Origin of the sequence: Methylocapsa sp. S129 (genome assembly GCF_009765995.1) — a bacterium.
Classification (GTDB): domain Bacteria; phylum Pseudomonadota; class Alphaproteobacteria; order Rhizobiales; family Beijerinckiaceae; genus Roseiarcus.
Genome location: NZ_LMUI01000019.1, coordinates 100782 through 120092, shown reverse-complemented (window position 1 = coordinate 120092; position 19311 = coordinate 100782). Strand labels below are relative to the sequence as shown.

Annotated in this window: 15 protein-coding genes and 1 tRNA gene; 6 read left to right on the top strand and 10 right to left on the bottom strand. The window is 63.1% G+C overall.

All coding sequences use genetic code 11. The features are described from left to right. Nucleotides 1-2: 2 nt before the first annotated feature. Nucleotides 3-2045 carry an O-antigen ligase family protein gene (locus GSQ90_RS12120; RefSeq protein WP_158815097.1) on the bottom strand — a complete coding sequence of 681 codons (2043 nt, stop codon included), beginning with the start codon at nt 2043-2045 and terminating at the stop codon, nt 3-5. A 200-nt stretch (nt 2046-2245) separates the two neighbouring features. On the opposite strand from GSQ90_RS12120, the gene GSQ90_RS12115 reads away from it, so the two are divergent. Continuing rightward, nucleotides 2246-3349, top strand: a complete 1104-nt coding sequence (locus tag GSQ90_RS12115) for a glycosyltransferase family 4 protein (protein ID WP_158815096.1) — start codon at nt 2246-2248, stop codon at nt 3347-3349. Between the two features lie 10 nt (nt 3350-3359). Here the strand turns inward: GSQ90_RS12115 and aspS are convergent, their stop codons facing one another. After that, nucleotides 3360-5183 (bottom strand): aspartate--tRNA ligase, encoded by a 1824-nt coding sequence (gene aspS, locus GSQ90_RS12110; protein ID WP_158815201.1) that lies wholly within the window; start codon nt 5181-5183, stop codon nt 3360-3362. 152 nt (nt 5184-5335) lie between these two features. Here aspS and GSQ90_RS12105 point away from each other — a divergent pair, with 152 nt between their 5' ends. From GSQ90_RS12105 to rpe, 4 genes are all read left to right on the top strand, one after another. Then, the gene (locus tag GSQ90_RS12105; RefSeq protein ID WP_158815095.1) at nt 5336-6322 is read left to right on the top strand and encodes a magnesium transporter CorA family protein; all 987 of its coding nucleotides are present in this window, start codon (nt 5336-5338) and stop codon (nt 6320-6322) included. 89 nt (nt 6323-6411) lie between these two features. Continuing rightward, nucleotides 6412-7266, top strand: coding sequence for an SDR family oxidoreductase (locus GSQ90_RS12100; protein WP_246731554.1), 855 nt, complete (start codon nt 6412-6414; stop codon nt 7264-7266). A gap of 103 nt (nt 7267-7369) precedes the next feature. Then, nucleotides 7370-8368 (top strand): glycosyl transferase, encoded by a 999-nt coding sequence (locus tag GSQ90_RS12095; RefSeq protein WP_158815094.1) that lies wholly within the window; start codon nt 7370-7372, stop codon nt 8366-8368. Nucleotides 8369-8416: 48 nt separating this feature from the next. Beyond that, nucleotides 8417-9094, top strand: a complete 678-nt coding sequence (gene rpe / locus GSQ90_RS12090; RefSeq protein WP_158815093.1) for a ribulose-phosphate 3-epimerase — start codon at nt 8417-8419, stop codon at nt 9092-9094. Between the two features lie 19 nt (nt 9095-9113). Here the strand turns inward: rpe and GSQ90_RS12085 are convergent, their stop codons facing one another. From GSQ90_RS12085 to GSQ90_RS12060, 6 genes are all read right to left on the bottom strand, one after another. Continuing rightward, nucleotides 9114-11993 carry a valine--tRNA ligase gene (locus tag GSQ90_RS12085; RefSeq protein ID WP_158815092.1) on the bottom strand — a complete coding sequence of 960 codons (2880 nt, stop codon included), beginning with the start codon at nt 11991-11993 and terminating at the stop codon, nt 9114-9116. 171 nt (nt 11994-12164) lie between these two features. Beyond that, complete coding sequence (locus GSQ90_RS12080; RefSeq protein WP_246731553.1) at nt 12165-12758, bottom strand: PopZ family protein; 594 nt, start codon at nt 12756-12758, stop codon at nt 12165-12167. A gap of 154 nt (nt 12759-12912) precedes the next feature. After that, nucleotides 12913-14349 carry a TolC family outer membrane protein gene (locus GSQ90_RS12075; RefSeq protein ID WP_158815091.1) on the bottom strand — a complete coding sequence of 479 codons (1437 nt, stop codon included), beginning with the start codon at nt 14347-14349 and terminating at the stop codon, nt 12913-12915. Between the two features lie 254 nt (nt 14350-14603). Further along, nucleotides 14604-15269 carry a protein-L-isoaspartate O-methyltransferase gene (locus tag GSQ90_RS12070; protein WP_158815090.1) on the bottom strand — a complete coding sequence of 222 codons (666 nt, stop codon included), beginning with the start codon at nt 15267-15269 and terminating at the stop codon, nt 14604-14606. A gap of 58 nt (nt 15270-15327) precedes the next feature. Next, nucleotides 15328-15401, bottom strand: a tRNA-Cys gene (locus GSQ90_RS12065). Between the two features lie 79 nt (nt 15402-15480). After that, nucleotides 15481-16209, bottom strand: coding sequence for a phosphatidylcholine/phosphatidylserine synthase (locus tag GSQ90_RS12060; protein WP_158815089.1), 729 nt, complete (start codon nt 16207-16209; stop codon nt 15481-15483). 239 nt (nt 16210-16448) lie between these two features. On the opposite strand from GSQ90_RS12060, the gene GSQ90_RS12055 reads away from it, so the two are divergent. Continuing rightward, the gene (locus tag GSQ90_RS12055) at nt 16449-17693 is read left to right on the top strand and encodes an FAD-dependent monooxygenase (RefSeq protein ID WP_158815088.1); all 1245 of its coding nucleotides are present in this window, start codon (nt 16449-16451) and stop codon (nt 17691-17693) included. A 42-nt stretch (nt 17694-17735) separates the two neighbouring features. On the opposite strand, the gene GSQ90_RS12050 is transcribed toward GSQ90_RS12055, so the two are convergent. Together GSQ90_RS12050 and GSQ90_RS12045 are read right to left on the bottom strand one after the other, a co-directional pair. Further along, on the bottom strand, nt 17736-18653 hold the full coding sequence (locus tag GSQ90_RS12050) for a pirin family protein (protein WP_158815087.1): 918 nt from the start codon (nt 18651-18653) through the stop codon (nt 17736-17738). A 52-nt stretch (nt 18654-18705) separates the two neighbouring features. Next, entirely contained in the window at nt 18706-19311 is a 606-nt protein-coding gene (locus GSQ90_RS12045; protein WP_158815086.1) for a riboflavin synthase, read from the bottom strand.

Here is a 19311-nt window from a genome sequence, read left to right as displayed (position 1 = left end):
GGTCAAAACGGCTCCGTCCGCAGCCCCGCGTAATAAAGCCGTTTCTTCATCCAGCGCAGCCATTTGGCGGGCTTGAAGGTCGGTCGGGCCGGCAGAGTCGGGTCGGTGACCGTGCGCTTCAGGCCGATGTGATGCGCGACGCCGGGAATGAAATACGCTTCCCGTCCGCCTTCACGCTTGATGAGCCCGGAGAGCTGATCGTGCCGCATTCGACCAAACGGGGCATAGGTCCAATAGAGTTTCGTGCGCATAAGTCCGGGGCTGTGCGACCAGCCGAAGACTTCAGGATGCGCGTCGCGATGCATCACGCGAAATGAGGCGCCATTCACGGTCAGCGGGTCGGATCGAGGATGATATTTCTTCTTCACTTCGGAAAAGTAACGCATGGCGACATTGGCGATATCGTCGCGCGTCTCTAGCACGGCGATCGCCGACCGCCAATCGACCGGCCGGTCGAAAAGCCAGTCGTCGTCGAGATGAAACAGATAGGGCGTTTCAACCGCGCTATAAAGCCTGTCGATCGAACGCATGAGGCCGAGGCGCTCGGATCCCGAGAGGATCGTCATGTCCGGATAGGCGGCCTTGACCTGGGCGACGACCGCCGGATCGCCGGAATCCTCGGAAATGAGAAACTTGCCGCCGGAATGCAGCGCCCGGAAACTGTCGAGCGTGCGCTTGAGAAGATCATGGCGACCGCAACTAGTCAGGCATATTGTCACCGTATCTGGAACGGCCTCGACCGTCGCCTCAAGAGACATAGCGGCCTCCGGAGGGGACGTTTGATCCGAGCCGAACGCGATCGCGCCCTGCCCCTCGGATGCGACCTTGAGCCAAGCGGGTCGGCAATAGCTCATGACCCATCCCAGGACCAAAAACATGGGCTCCGCCGACCAGGATGAATAAAAGCTCGTGCCGGCCGCTAAGGGCCAAAATCGCATGACGAGCGTCGCCGCCAAACCATAGAAAATGGCGTTGGCGGCGTTGGCGCGAGCGGAACGTATGACGGCGGCGAGTGACAACACGGCGAAGGCGATGAATCCGATAAGGCCAATCGCTCCGGTTTCGACAAGCCACAACAGATAGATATTGTGCGGATGGCCTTCACAGCGCGGGAGCTGATCGGGGCCCACCAGCGGCGGCCCGTAGCGCTCCTCAAGGCAAACGGCCTGATATCCGTGCACGCCGACGCCAAAAACCGGGTGGTCGCGCGCCATATCCAAGGCGCTGTTGAAAATGATCCCATAATGCGATCGATCGACATGTTCGATCACGTCGAGGGTCGAGGCGACCTGACGCTGATACATGGTCGGACTATAAAGAAGCAGCGCGCCGGCGATCACGACGACAACGGGCAGGAAAAACAGAAACGGCTTTCGCAACGCCGGATAGGCGAGGCCCGCCAGCAGCCCGCTGCAAACGAAAATCAACAGGCCCATCCGGTCGCCGCTCATCAGAACCGCGGCGGCGCAAACACAACCGAAGGCCGCCGCTAAAAGCGTGTTCCCTTTTTGCCAAAGCCCCAGCAGCGCAGGCAGGTACAGCCAGGCGATCTCGATGCCGACATAGGGTTTCCTGAACACGCTGGTCAGCCGGCTCTGCCACGCCGGCCGGCCGATAATGTCAAAACCGACGAAATATTGCAGCAGAGCGTCGCATGCGAAGAACGTGAGCGAAATGGCGGTCGCGTAAAGCAATCGGTCGCGCGATTTTTGGTCCGGCAGTATCCAGCGTGCAAGGGCCGCGGCGTAAAGGCCGAAATGAATCCACTGCAACGCCGTCAGCACGCCCGTCGCGGTCGGCTGATAGAGAAGCGTGCGCAAGAACGCATAGGCCCAAAGCGCCAGCAGCGCCGCGAACCAGCCTTCGCGCGCCCAGGAGAAGTCGCGAACGCGCCACGAATGGAGAACGAACAGCAGCGCGACGCAGGACATCACGAATTCCTGGCCGCTGACGATCAAGGCGAGCGGCGACAGAATGGCGAGAGGCTCCGCCAGAGCGCGCAAATCGACGTTTCGCCAATCGATACGTTGAATTGACGCCAGCATTTCAGTCCCAGGCTTCGGTCGGTCCGACACGCGTTCATCACAAGGCGCGGCGGCCTCAGGCGCGCGTTTCCATATCGCAGATTGCCCGAATGTCCAATAACGACAATGGTCCCGGTGAAACTCGCATCATCAGGAAAAGTCGACTATACCTCGGCTATTCATGCATGGACTGCGGCCGCCCGCCAAGGAATACGACGGCTTTGATCGCTATCGCCACCCAATGCTTCAGCCCAGATCTTGGCGGCATAGAGATTCTGATGACCGGCCTTGCCGACCAATTGTCGTTCAGCGGTCTGAAGGTCGAAGTCTTCGCGGACCACGTGCATTTGAAGGGAGCGGCCGAGCTCGCGCGGCCCTACCCCATCCATCGCTTCGGATCGATCCGCCCCCTGCGCCGTTTCATGAAGCGGCGCGCGATTGCGCGCGCGGTCCAGGAGCGAGGCGTTTTGGGACTGTTCGCCGATTCCTGGAAGAGCGTCGCCGCGGCGCCGGCGAATGGCGCGCCGCTCGCCGTGCTCGCCCACGGAACGGAATTCCCGCTTGAGGCTTCGCCGGACAAAGCGCTTCGGATCAACGCCGCCTTGAAGCGCGCCCGCGCCATTGTCGCCAGCTCTCATTATACGGCCGGCCTTGTCGCCCCTTTCATGAAGGGGGTTGAAGCGGAGATTGTCGTCATCAATCCTCCGATCGCCGAACTCCCGGCCGCGCCGCCCGCCGCGCTCGCCCAAATCGATGCGGCCATCGCCGGCCGCGGGCCGGTGCTCGCCACCCTGGCGCGGCTGGAGCCGCGCAAGGGGATCGACGCCATATTGCGTGCGCTGCCGGCTTTGCGCGAAAAGCATCCCGGCCTTGTCTATCTTGTCGCAGGCGCGGGCGCGGATCTCGCAAGGTTGCGCGCGCTGGCTACGAGCCTCAGCGTCGATGACTGCGTCGTTTTCCTCGGCCAGGTGACCGAGATCGAAAAGAAGGCGGCGTTGCTGACCCGCAGCGATATCTTCGGGATGCCGTCGCGACGGACCGGAAACTCCGTCGAGGGCTTTGGCATTTCCTATGTCGAGGCGGCCTGGTACGGCGTCCCCTCGGTGGCGGGAGACGACGGAGGCGCGGCCGATGCGGTCGTCAACGAGCGCACCGGCCTCCTGTGCGACGGCGCCAATGACGACGCCGTGCGCGGCGCGCTGAGCCGGCTGCTCGACGACGAGGCGCTGCGCAAGAATTTTGGCGCGGCGGCCGCCGATCTGGCGCGCGCCAAACACACATGGTCCGCCGCCCTGCCCCGCTATCTCGCCGCGATCGGCCGATAGGCCCTCGCCCTTATTTAGGTTCGGGCAGGTTCAGCCGGATATGCAACTCGCGCGATTGCTTGGGCGAAATGGGTGAGGGCGCGCCCATCAGCAAGTCCTCGGCGCGCTGGTTCATCGGGAACAGCGCGACCTCACGCAGGTTTTGCTCGCCCGCCAGCAGCATCACGATGCGATCGACGCCCGCCGCCATGCCGCCGTGCGGCGGCGCGCCATAGTGAAAGGCGCGGTACAGGCCGCCGAAACGCTCGATCACCGTCTCCTCGCCATAACCGGCGATTTCGAAGGCCTTCACCATCGCCTCGGGCCGATGGTTGCGGATGCCGCCCGAGGCGAGTTCGTAACCGTTGCAGGCGATGTCGTATTGGAACGCCTTGATGGTCACAGGATCCTGCGACGTCAACGCCTCGAGACCGCCTTGCGGCATGGAGAACGGATTGTGCGAGAAGTCGATCTTCTTGTCGTCCTCGTTCCATTCGAACATCGGGAAATCGACGATCCAGGCGAATTCGAAGCGACCTTCGTCGATGAGCTTAAGATCCTGGCCAACCTTGGTGCGCGCAAGACCAGCGAATTTGGCGAATTTCTCGGGATCGCCCGCCACGAAGAAAGCGGCGTCGCCAGCCTTGAGGCCAAGCTGGACGCGCACCGCCTCGGCGCGCTCCGGGCCAATGTTGTTGGCGAGCGGGCCGCGTGCGCCGACGCCCGTGGCGGCCGGATCGGCGGCTTTCGCCGTCTCGTCGCTCGCGCGGTCGAAAAAGAGGATGTAGCCAAGCCCGGGCTGGCCCTCGCTCTGCGCCCAGGAATTCATGCGGTCGGCGAAGGTGCGCTGACCGCCGCCCGGCGCCGGGATCGCCCAGACCTGGTTTTTCGCCGTCTCGAGCAGCCGCGCGAACACTTTGAAGCCCGAGCCGCGGAAATGCTCGGAGGCGTCCTGCATCACGATCGGGTTGCGTAGATCCGGCTTGTCCGAGCCGTATTTTCGGATCGCCTCGGCATAGGGAATGCGCGGCCAGGGCGAGGGCGTCACCGGCTTGCCGCCGGAAAACTCCTCGAAGACGCCGCGCACGACAGGCTCCATCGCTGCGAACACGTCGTTTTGCTCGACGAAGCTCATTTCAATGTCGAGCTGGTAGAATTCGCCCGGCAGGCGATCGGCGCGCGGATCTTCATCGCGAAAGCAGGGCGCGATCTGGAAATAGCGGTCGAAGCCCGCCATCATCAGGAGCTGCTTATATTGCTGGGGCGCCTGCGGCAGTGCGTAGAACTTGCCGGGGTGAATGCGCGAGGGCACGAGATAATCGCGCGCGCCCTCGGGGCTGGACGCCGTCAGGATCGGCGTCTGAAACTCGAAGAACCCCTGCCCTTTCATCCGGGCGCGCAGGCTGTCGACGACGCGCCCGCGCAGCATGATGTTCTGGTGCAGCTTTTCGCGGCGCAGGTCGAGGAAGCGGAAGCGAAGCCTCGTGTCTTCCGGATAGGGTTGATCGCCGAACACCGGCAGCGGCAGATCGGCGGCGGGACCCAACACCTCGATCTCGCGCACATAGACCTCGATCAGGCCGGTGGGCATCTCGCTATTCTCGGTGCCGGCCGGGCGCTTGCGGACATCCCCGTCGATGCGCACGACAAATTCCGAGCGCAGCTTTTCGGCCTGTTTGAAGGCAGGCGAATCCGGGTCGACGACGCATTGGGTCAGGCCGTAATGGTCGCGCAGGTCGATGAACAGCACACCGCCATGATCGCGAATGCGATGGCACCAGCCCGAAAGCCGGATCGCGCGGCCCTGGTCGGTCTCGCGGAGGTCTCCACAATGATGGCTGCGGTAACGGTGCATGGCTCTCGTGCTTCTCATGGAATAGCGTGAGCGGGGTGCGTAACGGAAAAAGCGCCAGGGGGAAAGCGGCAAGGGGCTGGCGCAGCGGCGGCGGGCGGATTACGCCATGAGCCAAAGCGCGCCAAAATCGAAAAAACGTGTCGAGAGGCCTGATGCTCACCTTCCACGATACTTCGACGAGCCGCGACATCACGGTCGCCCCCGACGCCGCGTCCCTTCCCTCTGAGGTGAATTGGATCGACGCTTTTCAGCCCGATTCCGGGGAAATTGCCTTCCTCCAGCGTGTCGTGGGGGTCGAGGCGCCAAGCTTTGAGAAAATGTCGGAAATCGAGAATTCAAGCCGGCTTTCGACGGCCGGCGGCCATCTTTTTCTGACGACGCCGATGATCTATCACGACGACGCCGGATCGATCCAGACGACGCCGCTTGGTTTCGTTCTCGACAAGCAAAACGTCCTCACCGTCCGTTTCAAGCCGGTCCGGGCTTGCGATCGCAGCCAGAGCGCCGGTTCCGCCGGCGACCACCCGCTGCCGGGCGGGCCCGGAGGCTTCGTCGCCGTTCTCGACGCGATCGTCGACCATTTGGCCGACGAACTGGAAGCCCTGGCGGGCGAGCTCGACAAATTGTCACATATCATTTTCCGCGACGAGGACCACCGGCCGAAGCGGGAGGTCGGCGGCGACAGCCGCGATCTGCGGCAGGTCCTGCGCAATGTCGGACGCGCCGGCGCGGTCACTTCAAGGATCAGCGAAACGCTTCTGGGCATTTCCCGCATGATCCCCTATGTCGTCACCGGCGCCGCCGACTTCCTCTCCGCCGAGGCGCGCGCAAGGCTCAAGAGCCTCAGCCGCGACGTCGCCTCCCTCAATGATTACGAGAAGCACCAGTCCGACAAGATCCAGTTCCTGCTCGACGCGACATTGGGGATGATCAATGTCGACCAGAACAATATTTTCAAAGTCCTGACGCTTGTCTCCGTGGTCGGCATCCCGCCGACGCTGATCGCCAGCATGTACGGCATGAATTTCAAATACATGCCGGAACTGGAATGGACCTATGGCTATCCCTATGGCCTCTGCCTGATCGCACTCAGCGCAATCGTCCCGCTCGTTTGGTTCAAATGGCGCGGCTGGTGGTGATCGGCCAGCTCAATGAGGCCGATGCGTTCGGCAGGAATGCGGATAGATTGAGCGGCCGACTTTCGCGACATCCCTAAGAGGATTCCACCATGTCTCAGGAAATGCAGGGAAAACTCTGCCTGGTGACCGGCGCCACGCTCGGCATCGGCAATGCGACGGCGCTAGGCCTCGCGCGAAAAGGCGCCCATGTCGTGATTGTCGGGCGCGACGCGGCGCGCACACGCGAGGCCGCAGCGCAGCTTGCCCGGGAATCAGGGAATCCGCAGGTCGACTTTCTCGTCGCGGACCTCTCCTCGCAGGCCGAGGCGCGTCGCCTGGCGGCTGAATTCAAAGCCAGATATCCGCGGCTCGACGTTCTCTTGAACAATGCCGGCGCGATCTTCACCCAGCGGGAAGTGACGGTCGACGGCTATGAGCGCACCTGGGCGCTCAATCATCTCGCCGAATTCCTGCTGACCCAGCTCTTGCGCGACAGGCTGGAGGCGAGCGCGCCTGCCCGCATCGTCAATGTTTCGTCCACAGCGCATGCGTCGGGGACCGTCGCCTTCGATAATTTGCAGGGCGAAAAGAAATATAGCGCATGGAGCGCTTATGGCCAGTCGAAGCTCGCCAACATCTTGTTCACTTACGCCTTGGCGCGGCGGCTCGCCGGCAAAGGCGTGACCGCCAATTGCCTGCATCCTGGCGTCGTCGCGACGGGGTTTGGCCATAACACGCCGGGCTTCCTGAATATTGTGCTCGGTTTGGCGCGGCCGCTGCTGATGACGCCGGAGAAAGGCGCCGCGACATCGATCTATCTGGCCTCTTCGCCTGAACTCGCCGATGTCAGCGGCAAATATTTCGCCAAATGCAAGCCCATCGCTTCCTCGAAGCTGAGCGCCGACGTCGCTCTGCAGGAGAAGCTTTGGGAATTGAGCGAGCGGCAGACGGCGGCGGTGGGATAGGCCAGGGCGACCCGGTCGGCTCACAGCCACAGACTGATTTGCCCGCCTGCCCTCGCCGTCGTATCGAAGGCGCGAATATTGCCGGTTCGATTCAGGAGCTTGCGTGGCAATTTTGGTTCTGATCGCCTCGTTTGTCGTCGCCTTCGCTCTATGCGCCTCGCTCATACCGTTCTTTCGCCGCGCCTTTCTGGTGACGCCGGGCGCGCGATCGAGTCATGTGGAGGCGACGCCGCAAGGCGGCGGCCTGGTCGTGATCCCCGTCGCTATCGTCCTGACATGCGCCGCGCTCACTGGCATGGCCGGAATGCGGCCCGACCCCTTCGCCTGCAGCCTCATCGCCGCGCTCTTGCTGTTAATGGCGCTGGGCGGGTGGGACGATCTGGCGGCGCTCAACCCAGGCTTTCGCCTTGTCGTTCAAGCCGGGGCGGCGGCGCTCGCGCTGGCTGTGACGCCGCTCGATTTTACCGGCCCAATCGCCTTTCTGGCGCCAGCGATCGTCTATGCCTGCCTGCTGATCGGCATGTTGTGGTTCATCAATCTGACTAATTTCATGGACGGCATCGATCTGATGAGCGTCACCCAATTCGTGCCCGCCTTCGCGACCGTCTACCTGCTTCTGGCGGGACTGGCGGGCGCCGCGCAATGGGTTGGCGCCTTGTGTCTGGCGAGCGCGGGCGGGCTATTGGGCTTCGCCTTGCTCAACCGGCCCCGGGCGCGGCTATTCCTCGGCGATTCCGGCAGTCTGCCGCTCGGCCTTCTCGGCGCGATCGCGTTGCTTGTCGTGGGGAACGCATGTGGCGCGGTGGTCGCGCTGCTGCCATTCCTCTATTATATCGCCGACGCAAGCGTCACGCTGGCCCGCCGCGTTCTTGCCGGCGAGAAATTCTGGCAAGCGCATCGCCAGCATTTTTATCAGCGGGCGACCCGCTGCGGGCTGTCGACATGGCAGGTGATTGCGCGCGTTGCGGCATGCAATATCCTGCTCTGCGCGCTTGCCTTGCTGATCGCGGGGCGATCATTAGGCGCGCAGGCCGCCGCGCTTGCTTTAGGCGTTGTCATTGTCGCTCTCCTTATGAGCGATCTCGTCAGGAAGAGATCCTGAAACGGTAGAGACCATCGCGCCGTCGACCAGGGAACCGGGGAATAACTTATGCTCAGGGACATCAAGATCGCCCCTTCGATTCTGGCCGCGGATTTCTCGCGGCTTGGCGAGGAAATCCACGCGATCGACGAAGCCGGCGGCGACTGGCATCATCTCGATGTCATGGACGGGCATTTCGTACCCAATATGTCGTTCGGACCGCTTGTCGTCCAAAGCCTGCGGCCGCTGACCAACAAGACTTTCGACGTTCATTTGATGATCGCGCCCGTCGATCCCTACCTCGAAGCCTTCGCCAAGGCGGGCGCCGACAGGATCACGGTCCATGCCGAGGCCGGACCTCATCTTGATCGATCATTGCAGACGATCCGCGGTCTCGGCAAGAAAGCTGGCGTCGCGCTCAATCCCGCGACGCCGGAAGGCGCGATCCAGTATGATCTCGACAGGCTCGATCTCATCCTCGTCATGACGGTCAACCCCGGCTTTGGCGGCCAGGCCTTCATCCCCGCCATGATTGAAAAAATCCGACGCGTCAAAGCGATGATCGGCGAGCGCCCGATCGAACTCGAAGTCGACGGGGGCATCGGGCCGCAAAACGCCGGCGCGGTCGTTGACGCCGGCGCCAATGTCCTGGTCGCCGGGTCGGCGATATTCGCGGGGCGTTCGGTCGAAGCCTATCGGGCGGAGATCGAGGCGATGCGCGGCGCGGCTTTAAAAGGGCGCGGCTGAGCAGCGCCCCACCGTCGCGCTAAGCCTTGTCGAACCGCGCCAGCGCCGCCTCCATCTTGGCGATCCGTTCGATGGCGGCCTCGCGGCGTTCGCGGTTTTCCTCAACGACTTCTTCGGGCGCGCGCGCCAGGAAATCGGCATTGCCAAGTTTGCCGTCGATCCCCGCGACCTCCTTGCGCTCTTTTGCGATTTCTTTGGCGAGCCGTGCGCGCTCGGCCGCAATGTCGACGATTCCGGCTAGCGGGATCGCGGCCAAGGCGCCGCGCACGATCATCTGAGCCGACCCGGCCGGCGCGGAATCGGCAAAACCGATTTCGGTCACCCGTGCGAGACGCTGGATCGTTTCGCCCCAGTTTTTGGCGGCGGCGACAATCGTCGCATCAGCCCCGACCAGCGTCAGCGGCAATTGCGCGCCGGCCGGCACGCCCATTTCCGAGCGCACGGAGCGGATTTCGGAGACGAGGTCGACCAGCCAGCCGATCTCCGCCTCGGCTTTGGGATCGGCGACAAAATCCGACTGGGGCCAGGGACCGAGCGCCAGAAGCTGCGCGCGCGGCGGTCCCTCCCCGCCCTTAATCGCCCAAAGCTCCTCGGTGAGGAACGGCATGAACGGATGCAGCAGCGCGAATATCTCGTCGAGAACATAGGCGATCGTCGCCTGCGCCTCGGCCCGCGCCGCTCCATCTTCGCCGCCTTGCAGCACCGGCTTGGCGAGTTCGAGATGCCAATCGCAAAAGATGTTCCACACAAAGCGGTAGACGGCGTTGGCGGCGTCGTTGAAACGAAAGGATTCGATCGCCAGAGCCGTCTCGGCCACCGCCTTGGCGGTCTCGCCAAGAATCCACTTGTTGAGCGGTTCGCGAACGGCGCCCGGATCGAAGGCCGCCTTGCGCAGGCAGCCGTTCATTTCGGCGAAGCGCGAAGCGTTCCAGAGCTTGGTCGCGAAATTGCGATAGCCTTCGACGCGGGCGGTGGACAATTTGATGTCCCGCCCTTGCGCCGCCATCGCCGCCAGTGTGAAGCGCAAGGAATCGGCGCCGTAGCGGTCGATCAACGCCAGGGGGTCGATGACGTTGCCCTTCGACTTCGACATTTTCGCGCCCTTCTCGTCGCGCACGAGGGCGTGGATGTAGACGTCGCGGAACGGAATCTCTTGCCTGAAATGCAGGCCCATCATCATCATCCGGGCGACCCAGAAGAAGATGATGTCGAAACCGGTGACGAGGACCGAGGTCGGATAAAAGCGCTTGAGTTCGGGCGTCTCGTCCGGCCAGCCGAGCGTCGAGAACGGCCACAGCGCGGATGAAAACCAGGTATCGAGAACGTCTTCGTCGCGGATGAAAGTCTCGGTCAGCCGCTGCGGATCGGCGGCGATCGCATCCGCCTCGTCCTGAGTCAACGCGCCCCGCTCGACGCCATCGGCCAGCGCCTCGCCGCACGCCTGCGCCTCGCTCTCGGCGACATAGACGGCGCCCCATGGCGCGTACCATGCGGGGATCTGGTGACCCCACCAGAGCTGGCGCGAAATGCACCAGGGCTGGATATTCTCCAGCCAATCGAAATAGGTCTTCTCCCAGTTCTTCGGCGTGAACAAAGTCCGCCCGTCGCGCACCGCTTTCAGCGCGGGCTCGGCGAGCGCTTTGGCGTCGGCGTACCATTGATCGGTCAGCCAGGGTTCGATGACGACGCCCGAGCGATCGCCGTGCGGCACCATATGCGTGTGCGGCTCGATCTTGGCGAGCAATCCCAGCGTTTCCATCATCGCGACGACGCGCTTGCGCGCTTCGAACCGGTCGAGACCGTCGAGAACCGCGACCGTCCGGGCGCAATCGTGATCTTCCGTCGGCACCCCTTCGAAAAAGGCGATATTGCCTTTGAGCTGGATGCGCGCCTCGCTATCGAGAATATTGATGGCCCGCACGCCTTCGGCCGCGTGCCGCCGGCCGACTTCGAAATCGTTGAAATCATGCGCGGGCGTGATCTTCACGGCGCCGGCGCCCTTTTCGGGATCGGCATATGCGTCGGCGACAATCGCGATCAGCCGCCCGACCAGCGGCAGGCGCGCCTTCTTGCCCTGCAAATGCCTATAGCGTTCGTCGTCGGGATGAACCGCTACAGCCGTATCGCCGAGCATGGTTTCGGGCCGCGTCGTGGCGACCGTCAGCTTTTCGCCGGTCTCCTCGCCCTCTTCATCGACGATCGGATATTCTAAATAATAGAGATGGCCGTTGGGATTTTTGGCAAGCGCCTTGCCGAGCGCGGCGGTGTCGAACGGCGCTTCGTCCCCGCGCGACCATTTGAACGCGCCGCGGCATTCGACCTGCACGACTTCGAGGTCCGAAATCGCGGTCTGGAACTGTGGGTCCCAATTGACGAGACGCTTGTCCTTGTAAATCAGCTTTTCGCGATAGAGCTGGACGAAAACCTTGATCACGGCCTTCGACAGGCCCTCGTCCATCGTAAAGCGCTCGCGGCTCCAGTCGCACGAGGCGCCGAGCCTCTTCAACTGGTTGACGATGGCGCCGCCCGATTCGGCCTTCCAGGCCCAGACGCGCTCAAGGAATTTCTCGCGACCCATTTCGCGGCGGCCCGGCTCCTGCCGCTCCATAAGCTGGCGTTCGACAACCATCTGGGTCGCGATGCCGGCATGGTCGGTGCCGGGCTGCCACAGCACGTCCTTGCCTTTCATGCGGTGATACCGGCACAAAATGTCCTGCAAGGTGTTGTTGAGCGCATGGCCCATATGCAGGTTGCCGGTGACATTGGGCGGCGGGATCACGATGCAAAACGGTTCGGCGGCGGCGCGCTCGGGCCGCCCAGCGCGAAAGGCGCCCTCGGCCTCCCATTGCGCCGAAATGCGCCCTTCGACGGCGGCGGGATCGAATGTCTTTTCCATCATGAACAAGCCCAAAACTCGCCGGGGAATGCGCAAGCCGCGCAACGCCCCGGGGAGCGGCTGCAACGCGACAGCCGCGACGATGACATCAGGGAAGACGAAACGCTCCGCCCGGCGCGCCGGGGTTAAAGCCCGAGGCGCGCGGCAAAGTCAACGCAAACGAGCGATTCCGGCTTAGCGGCCGCCGCGCGCGACCCGCTGAATCTCGGCGCGGACAAGCCGTTCGACGAGGCTGGGCAAGTTATCGTCGAGCCAGGCCTTGAGCATCGGGCGCAGCATTTCGCGCATCAGACCTTCGATCATTTCGGAACTCTGCATGGCGACGCTAGCCGACAGCGCATTAAAGGAAGCGGCGACCGCGGCGTCCGTCGCCGGAGACACAAACGAATCTTCCTCGACGGGCGCCGGATCTGGCGCAACCTCCGGCGCGACAGGCGCGGCCACAGGCGCCGGCTGTTCCCAAACGATCTTTGGAGATGGCGGGGCGATATCGACCGGCGGCTCAGGCGGCGGGGCGACCGGCGCCGCCTCGGGCGCCGGAGCAGCCACGCGAGCGGCCGGGACCGAATCGTTTGAATAGACGATCTGGGGTCCGCCCGTCGCGACAGGCCTTTGAGCCGGGGCGCTTGCCGCAGGCGCCTCTTTGTCGTCGGCAATGATGCTGCGTATCGAGGCGAGGATTTCTTCCATCGAGGGTTCGTGGGCGCGTTGCGCGCGACGCAGCGATTCGAGCTCTCTGTCGGTGGAAGACGAATTGGGTGCGTTCATGGCCTCTGCCCCCCGGCGCGCAATTGCGCCTTGTTTGGTTGAATGGCGCGCTCCCAGGTTGGAGCGCTCGCCAATATCGCTCTACGCCGCGGCCCGATCCAGGAAAATCAGGCGCACCTTCGCTCGCCCCTATGGGGCGAGCGCTGTTGATCGTTTACCGGCCGTCGGGCGTGCGCAGGCCAAACCACTTGTCCTTGACCTGGTCGAAGTGAACCTTGGGGTCGTATTGGACGGCGGCGAGCCCGAGATTGACGGTCGACAACCGGCCGATCGCCGACAGAACCGCGTAAGAGGCGACAACCTGATCGTGCTGCGCCGAAACAAGCTGGACGCGCGCGTTGAGAAGCGTCTGTTGGGCGGTAAGCACGTCGAATGTCGTGCGCTGCCCAACCTTGGCCTCCTCGCGTATGCCGGCAAGCGCGATTTCGGCGGCCGCGACCTGCGCTTTCGCCGAGCGGATGATGCTCACCGAATTCTCGTTCACGCCCCAGGCGGAAACAACCGCGGCGCGCACTTTGTCGCGCTGCAGATCGGTCTGCAATTCCTGCTGGCCGAGTTGCTCCTTGGCTTGGCGCGTCGAGGCGTAAGTCGTGCCGCCGTCGTAGATCGGAATGGATATCTGCGCCACGAGCGACGCGGTAAGGGCGTTGTTGGGCACAGCCTCGCCCGAAACGTCAAATCGCTGTTGAACCTGGCCGGTCAACCCAACGGTCGGATAAAGCGCCCCTTCAATAACCTTGATGTTGAGCTCCGCCGCATCGACGCCGTGCAGAGATCCGACAATAGCGGGATGCTCCACTTGCGAAATCGCGATCGCCTGGGTGATGGTCCTGGGCAATGTCTTGTCCAGAGGTTTGACCGGCGCGAGATTTTTGGGTTCATCGCCGATCGTCTGCCGATAATTGGCGATCGACGTCTGCAATGTCGATTGCGCCCCCAGGGCGGTCGCCTGAGCGCCCGCCAGACTCGCCTCCGCCTGGGCGACGTCGGTCCGGGTGACCTCGCCTACCGTGAAGCGATCTCTCGTCTGGCGCAATTGTTCTTGCAACACTTCGACGTTGTTGCGATCGAGATCGAGAATCGCCGTGTCGCGCAAGACATTCATGTAGAAGGTGACGCCGTCCAACAGGACGTTCTGCTCCGTGTTGCGCAACGTCTCGCGCGCCGCCATCACGCCGGATTCAGCCTGGCGCACCGAGTTGAAAGTGCGCTCGCCATTCCACAAGGTTTCATTGACCGTCAGGCCGTAGCCGCGCGGCCTTGAATAAATATCAAAGGGTCCCCCGGCCGCGGCCGGCAAACCCCCATTGCTCTGTTGAACGCCCGCGTCGGCCTCCGCGCTGACTGTCGGCCGATAACCGGCGGTCGCTTTGGGAACATTTTCGTCGCTGGCGCGAACGGCCGCGCGTTGCTGATTGATGTCGGGATTTTTGAAATAGGCCTTGACCAGCGCCCCGCCGATTGTTTCCGCTCGCACAGCTCCGGAGACTACCGTCAAACCCGCGATCGCCAGGCCGAACGCCACCCGGCGCGCGATCCAAACCCGATTCGAGGCGTCTGACGCCTTTATCTTGACTCTCAAAAACGACATTGACGCCCCGTTTTCGGCCGCCGTTGTTCGGCGCGCCTGACATTTGGCTGCTCCGCGAACGCATTTCTGCGTCCGATTGCAGCAATCGCCTAACGGCCGCGAACGCTACCCAAGCCGCGACTAGAAGAGCCGGCGAACCGGCGCCAGAATTCAATATAAGCCTTTGTTCGTCGCGGGCTACCTGCGTCGCCCTGAGATCGCGCTCGAGCCACAGCAAATTTGTCGAGCGTCGCAATTATGCGACACTTTCACCGTTAAAAAGCAAAGCTAGGCGTTGGCCGAAAAGCCTGAAGCTTGACCGCCGTCGCGTCAAACAAGACACGCCGGCTCGTGACGCCGCCAATCCTCTCGATAAAGACCGCTTTCGCAGCGTTAAATGAAGCGTCGACGCCGACCAAACGCCCCCCAGGCGCCAATTGGTCCAACAATTTCTCCGGACTGCTCTCAAAAGCGCCGTTGACGAGGATAATATCGAAAGGCCCTGGCGCCCCATCCGCCAGGTCGCCAGCGACGATTTCCACCGATTTTTCTTTCGCCAGCAGAACTTTTGCCGCCGCGACCGCTCCCTCGTCAGATTCAAGAGCGACGACATGCGCCCCGAGACTGGCCAGAACCAACGCACTGTAGCCAGAACCGCCGGCGACATCGAGCGCCTTTTCGCCGGGCTGAACATTCGCCGCCTGGATCAGCTTCGCCAAAACCATCGGCGCCAGCAGAACCCGGTCGTGCGCGCCCAAAGCCGGAACGTCGCGATCGACATAGGCGAGCGAGGCGAACGCCGGCGCGACGAAGGCTTCGCGCGGAATATTAGCGAACGCCGCCAGCACCGCCTGATCGGTCACATCGCAGGACCGCAACTGGCCGTCCACCATGTGCTGGCGTCGAACAGCCCAATCATCGCCGGAAATTGCCTGAGCCATTGGCGCGCCGCTCGCTTTTCGTGACAGCACGTGAAAGACGCGCCGATAGAATCAGATTTGGAGGCCTCGCCCGGAATCGAACCGGGGTGCAAGGATTTGCAGTCCTCTGCGTAGCCACTCCGCCACGAGGCCGTGCCGATGCGAAGTTTCGCTGCAGCGTGATCGGCTATAGCAAGATTCATTGCGCGGCGGCAAGACGCGGTTATCGGCCTCAGGCAATCTCATTATCCTGGGCCCACGGCGAATGGCGCAGAAACGGCAGGCCGAGAAAATAGAGAGCCGTCGCGATCAGACCAAGCTTGACCCAGAGATCGGCCTCAAGATGCTCCATAATGGCCAAAGCTGCGAAAATGAACCAGGCGATGGTCGCCCCGACCGTCCATACGCGCAATTTTTCGACGCGCAACGGATGCACAAAAACAACCGGCGCGAACATCAATGCGGCGGCAATCAGCATCGCCGCCGCATTGACGAGCCACGGCAGGCGAAAAACAAAGAGATAGAGAACGAACACATTCCACAACGCTGGAAAGCCGCGAAACCAATTGTCGGCGGTCTTCATCCTCGTGTCGGCGAAATAGAGCGCCGAGGCGATGGTGACGATCAGGCCGATCCAGAAGGCCACCGAAGTCGGCATCAAATCGGAGCGCCAGACCGCAACCACGGGCGCCACCACATAAGTCAGAAAGTCGATGATGAGATCGAGCACGACGCCGTCAATCGTCGCCGCTGTTTCGGTGACGCGGGCGGCGCGGGCCAAAGTGCCGTCAATGCCATCGATGAACATCGCCAGGCCAAGCCAGGCGAAGGTCGTGGGGAAGTCGCGTTCAATCGCCGCATAAAGCGCCAGGAGCGCGACGGCGCCGCCGGAGGCGGTCAGGATGTGAACAGAAAAACCCGCCGCGTTTCGCACGGGGATGCCCTTGTTGCCCAAACTCATCGCGGCTCCGCCCCCAGCCTCCCGCCCGCGCGGAACTTCGAAGGGCGCGCGGATTCGGGCGACGCTCGCCCGTTGCGAAGAAAGCATGCGTGCGGCAATAGGGCAATGTCGAGCGGGCGCCGGCGCCCAGTTTGCGATATTGCCTAAGCGGCGCCCATGATGGACATTGCCGCCTGCGGGCGCCGTCCGCGATCTCTCGGCGAGTGAATTCCCGCCCGTCAACGGAGAGCCTTCGCTTTATGGACGAAACATCTGGCGCGGCGCTTTCCTGCGAAATTCTCGTCGTTGGCGCGGGGCTGGCGGGCCTGGCCGCCGCCATCGGGTTCGAGCGAGCCGGTTTCGACGTTATTCTTTGCGGCGCCCCCGAGCGCATCGCGAACGGACGAACCGTCGCCTTGCTTGAAAGCTCCGTCCGCTTCGTCAAGGCGCTCGGCGTTTGGGCTGATGTCGAAACGCAAGCCGCGCCGCTGCGCGCGCTGCGCATCGTCGACGATGTGGGGTCGCTCTGGAGCGCCTCGCCGATCGAGTTCCGCGCCAGCGAAATCGGCCTTGAAGCGTTTGGTTGGAATATCGAAAACGCGAAGCTCGTCGATGTGCTTGCAGCGGCGGCGCATGCGTCGCCCCGGCTGCGAATCATCGAGAGCCGGATCGCCGCTTACGAATTCGCGACCGGCGAAGCGCGGGCGCGCTGCGACAGCGGAATGGTCATCGCCGCCAGATTGATTGCGGCGGCCGATGGGCGCGGCTCGCCGGCGCGCAAAGCCGCTGGGATAGACGCCTCATCGCGGGCCTATCCGCAGACGGCGCTGACCCTCATCCTGACGCATTCGCGCCCCCACCATGATTTCTCGACCGAATTTCATACCAGAACCGGCCCGTTCACCCTTGTTCCACTGCCCGAATCGCCCCCCGGGACGACGCGCTCCAGCCTCGTTTGGGTGATGTCGCATGCCGAGGCCAAGCGCCGCGCCGCGCTTGATGATTTGGCGCTGGCCGAAGAAATCGAGACGCAATCCCGGTCCATCCTGGGCGCCATGCGGATCGAGGGGAAGCGCGGCGCCTTTCCATTGGCTTTGCAATCGGCGGTCCAGATGACTGGGCGGCGTCTCGCCCTGATCGGCGACGCCGCGCATCTCCTGCCGCCGATCGGCGCGCAAGGGCTCAATCTTGGTCTGCGCGACGCCGCTCATCTGATCGAAGCGGCGATCAAGGCGAGAACGGAGCGAAGCGACCTCGGCGGCCCCGAGACGCTCACGCATTACGCCGGTTCACGACGGCTCGACGTCGCTTCGCGCACGGGCGCGGTCGATGGCCTCAATCGTTCGCTGCTGGCCGACCTGCCGCCGCTCGACTTCCTGCGGGCCGGAGCCCTGACTGCGCTCGGCGCCATCGGGCCGCTGCGCCGCTTTGTCATGCGCGAGGGCGCGACGCCGCGTTTCTCGACGCCAAAATCGATGCGCGCGGGCAATTCGATCGCGAGATGACAAGATTCAACGCGGGGCTTCGTTCGCGGGATCGAAGGGCTCTCACCCTTCCGGCAGCGGAATGAACTCGCTCTCATCGGGCACGGCGGCGAAGCGACCTTGCTTCCAATCCTCCTTCGCCGTCTCGATGCGCTCCTTGCTCGACGAGACGAAATTCCACCAGATGTAACGCGGGCCCTCCAGCGCCGCGCCGCCAAGAAACATCAGACGGCAATCGCTTTTCGCTTTGATCGTGATGCGATCGCCCGGGCGAAAAATCAGCAGCCGCGGACCTTCGAACAGATCCCCTGCGATCTCGACTTCGCCATCGACGACATAGACGGCGCGTTCCTCGTAATCATTGTCGAGCGGCGCAGATCGGCCGGCGGCGATCTTCACTTCCGCATAAAACCAAGGCGAAAGACTATCGACGGGCGCCGTCTTGCCAAAAGCGCTTCCTGCAACGATCCGCGCTTCCAGCCCACGATCGGCGATCATCGGCAGAACGCTCGCGTCGAAATGCTGGAAGGTCGGCGCAATCTCCTCCTTTTCTTTGGGCAGCGCGATCCAGGACTGGATGCCGTATAGACCCTGCCCGCTTGCCCGCTGCGGCGCCGGCGTCCGCTCGGAATGGGCGATGCCGCCGCCAGCTGTCATCAAGTTCATCGCGCCTGGCGCGATCTCCAGCGCATTGCCTTCGCTGTCACGATGGAAAATCGAGCCTTCGAACAAATAGGTGACCGTCGCCAAGCCGATATGGGGATGCGGACGCACATCCATCCCCTGCCCGGCGATAAATTGCGCCGGTCCCATCTGATCGAAAAAGATAAAAGGTCCGACCATCTGGCGCTTGCCATGCGGCAAGGCGCGCCGGACGGAAAATCCGCCGAGATCGCGCACGCGCGGAACGATGACGAGTTCAAGCGCGTCGCATGATTGGGCGTCGCCCGCGACGGGGTCATATCCTTCTGCCCAGCTCATCAAGCCAATCCTTCGTTAGGCGCGGCGTCAGACGACGGCCGCGCTCGCGAGTTCAGCGGCTCGCCTCCAGCAGCCGCGCGGCATAGCGCGCCATCTGGTCGACCTCGATATTGACGCGGTCTCCGGATTTTCTGTCGCCCCAGGTCGTGACGGCGAGCGTATGCGGAATCAACAGAATTTCAAACGTGTCGCCATCGACCGCATTGACAGTCAGGGATGTGCCGTCCAACGCGACGGATCCCTTCTGGGCGATGAATTTGGCGAGCGCGGCGGGCGCGCGAAATTTGAAATGCGCCATGCCGTCGAAATCGCGCCGCCACAGGATTTCGGCCGTTCCATCGGCATGGCCGCTGACCATATGGCCGCCCAGTTCGTCGCCGAGCCGCAGCGAGCGCTCGAGATTGAGCCGGGTTCCCGCTTCCCATGCTCCCGCATTCGTCAGCGCCAGAGTTTCGGCGCCCACATCGACCGAAATCGCCGTCCGATTGCCGGCGCGCGCGACATCGACGACGGTCAGACACACACCCGCATGAGCAACGGAAGCGCCAATCTCGATCGTGGAGGGGTCATACCCGCAACCGATGCGCAGCTTGCGCAAATGTCCGTGGTCCTCGGCCTGCAAAACCTCGCCGACATCGCTGACAAGTCCCGTGAACAT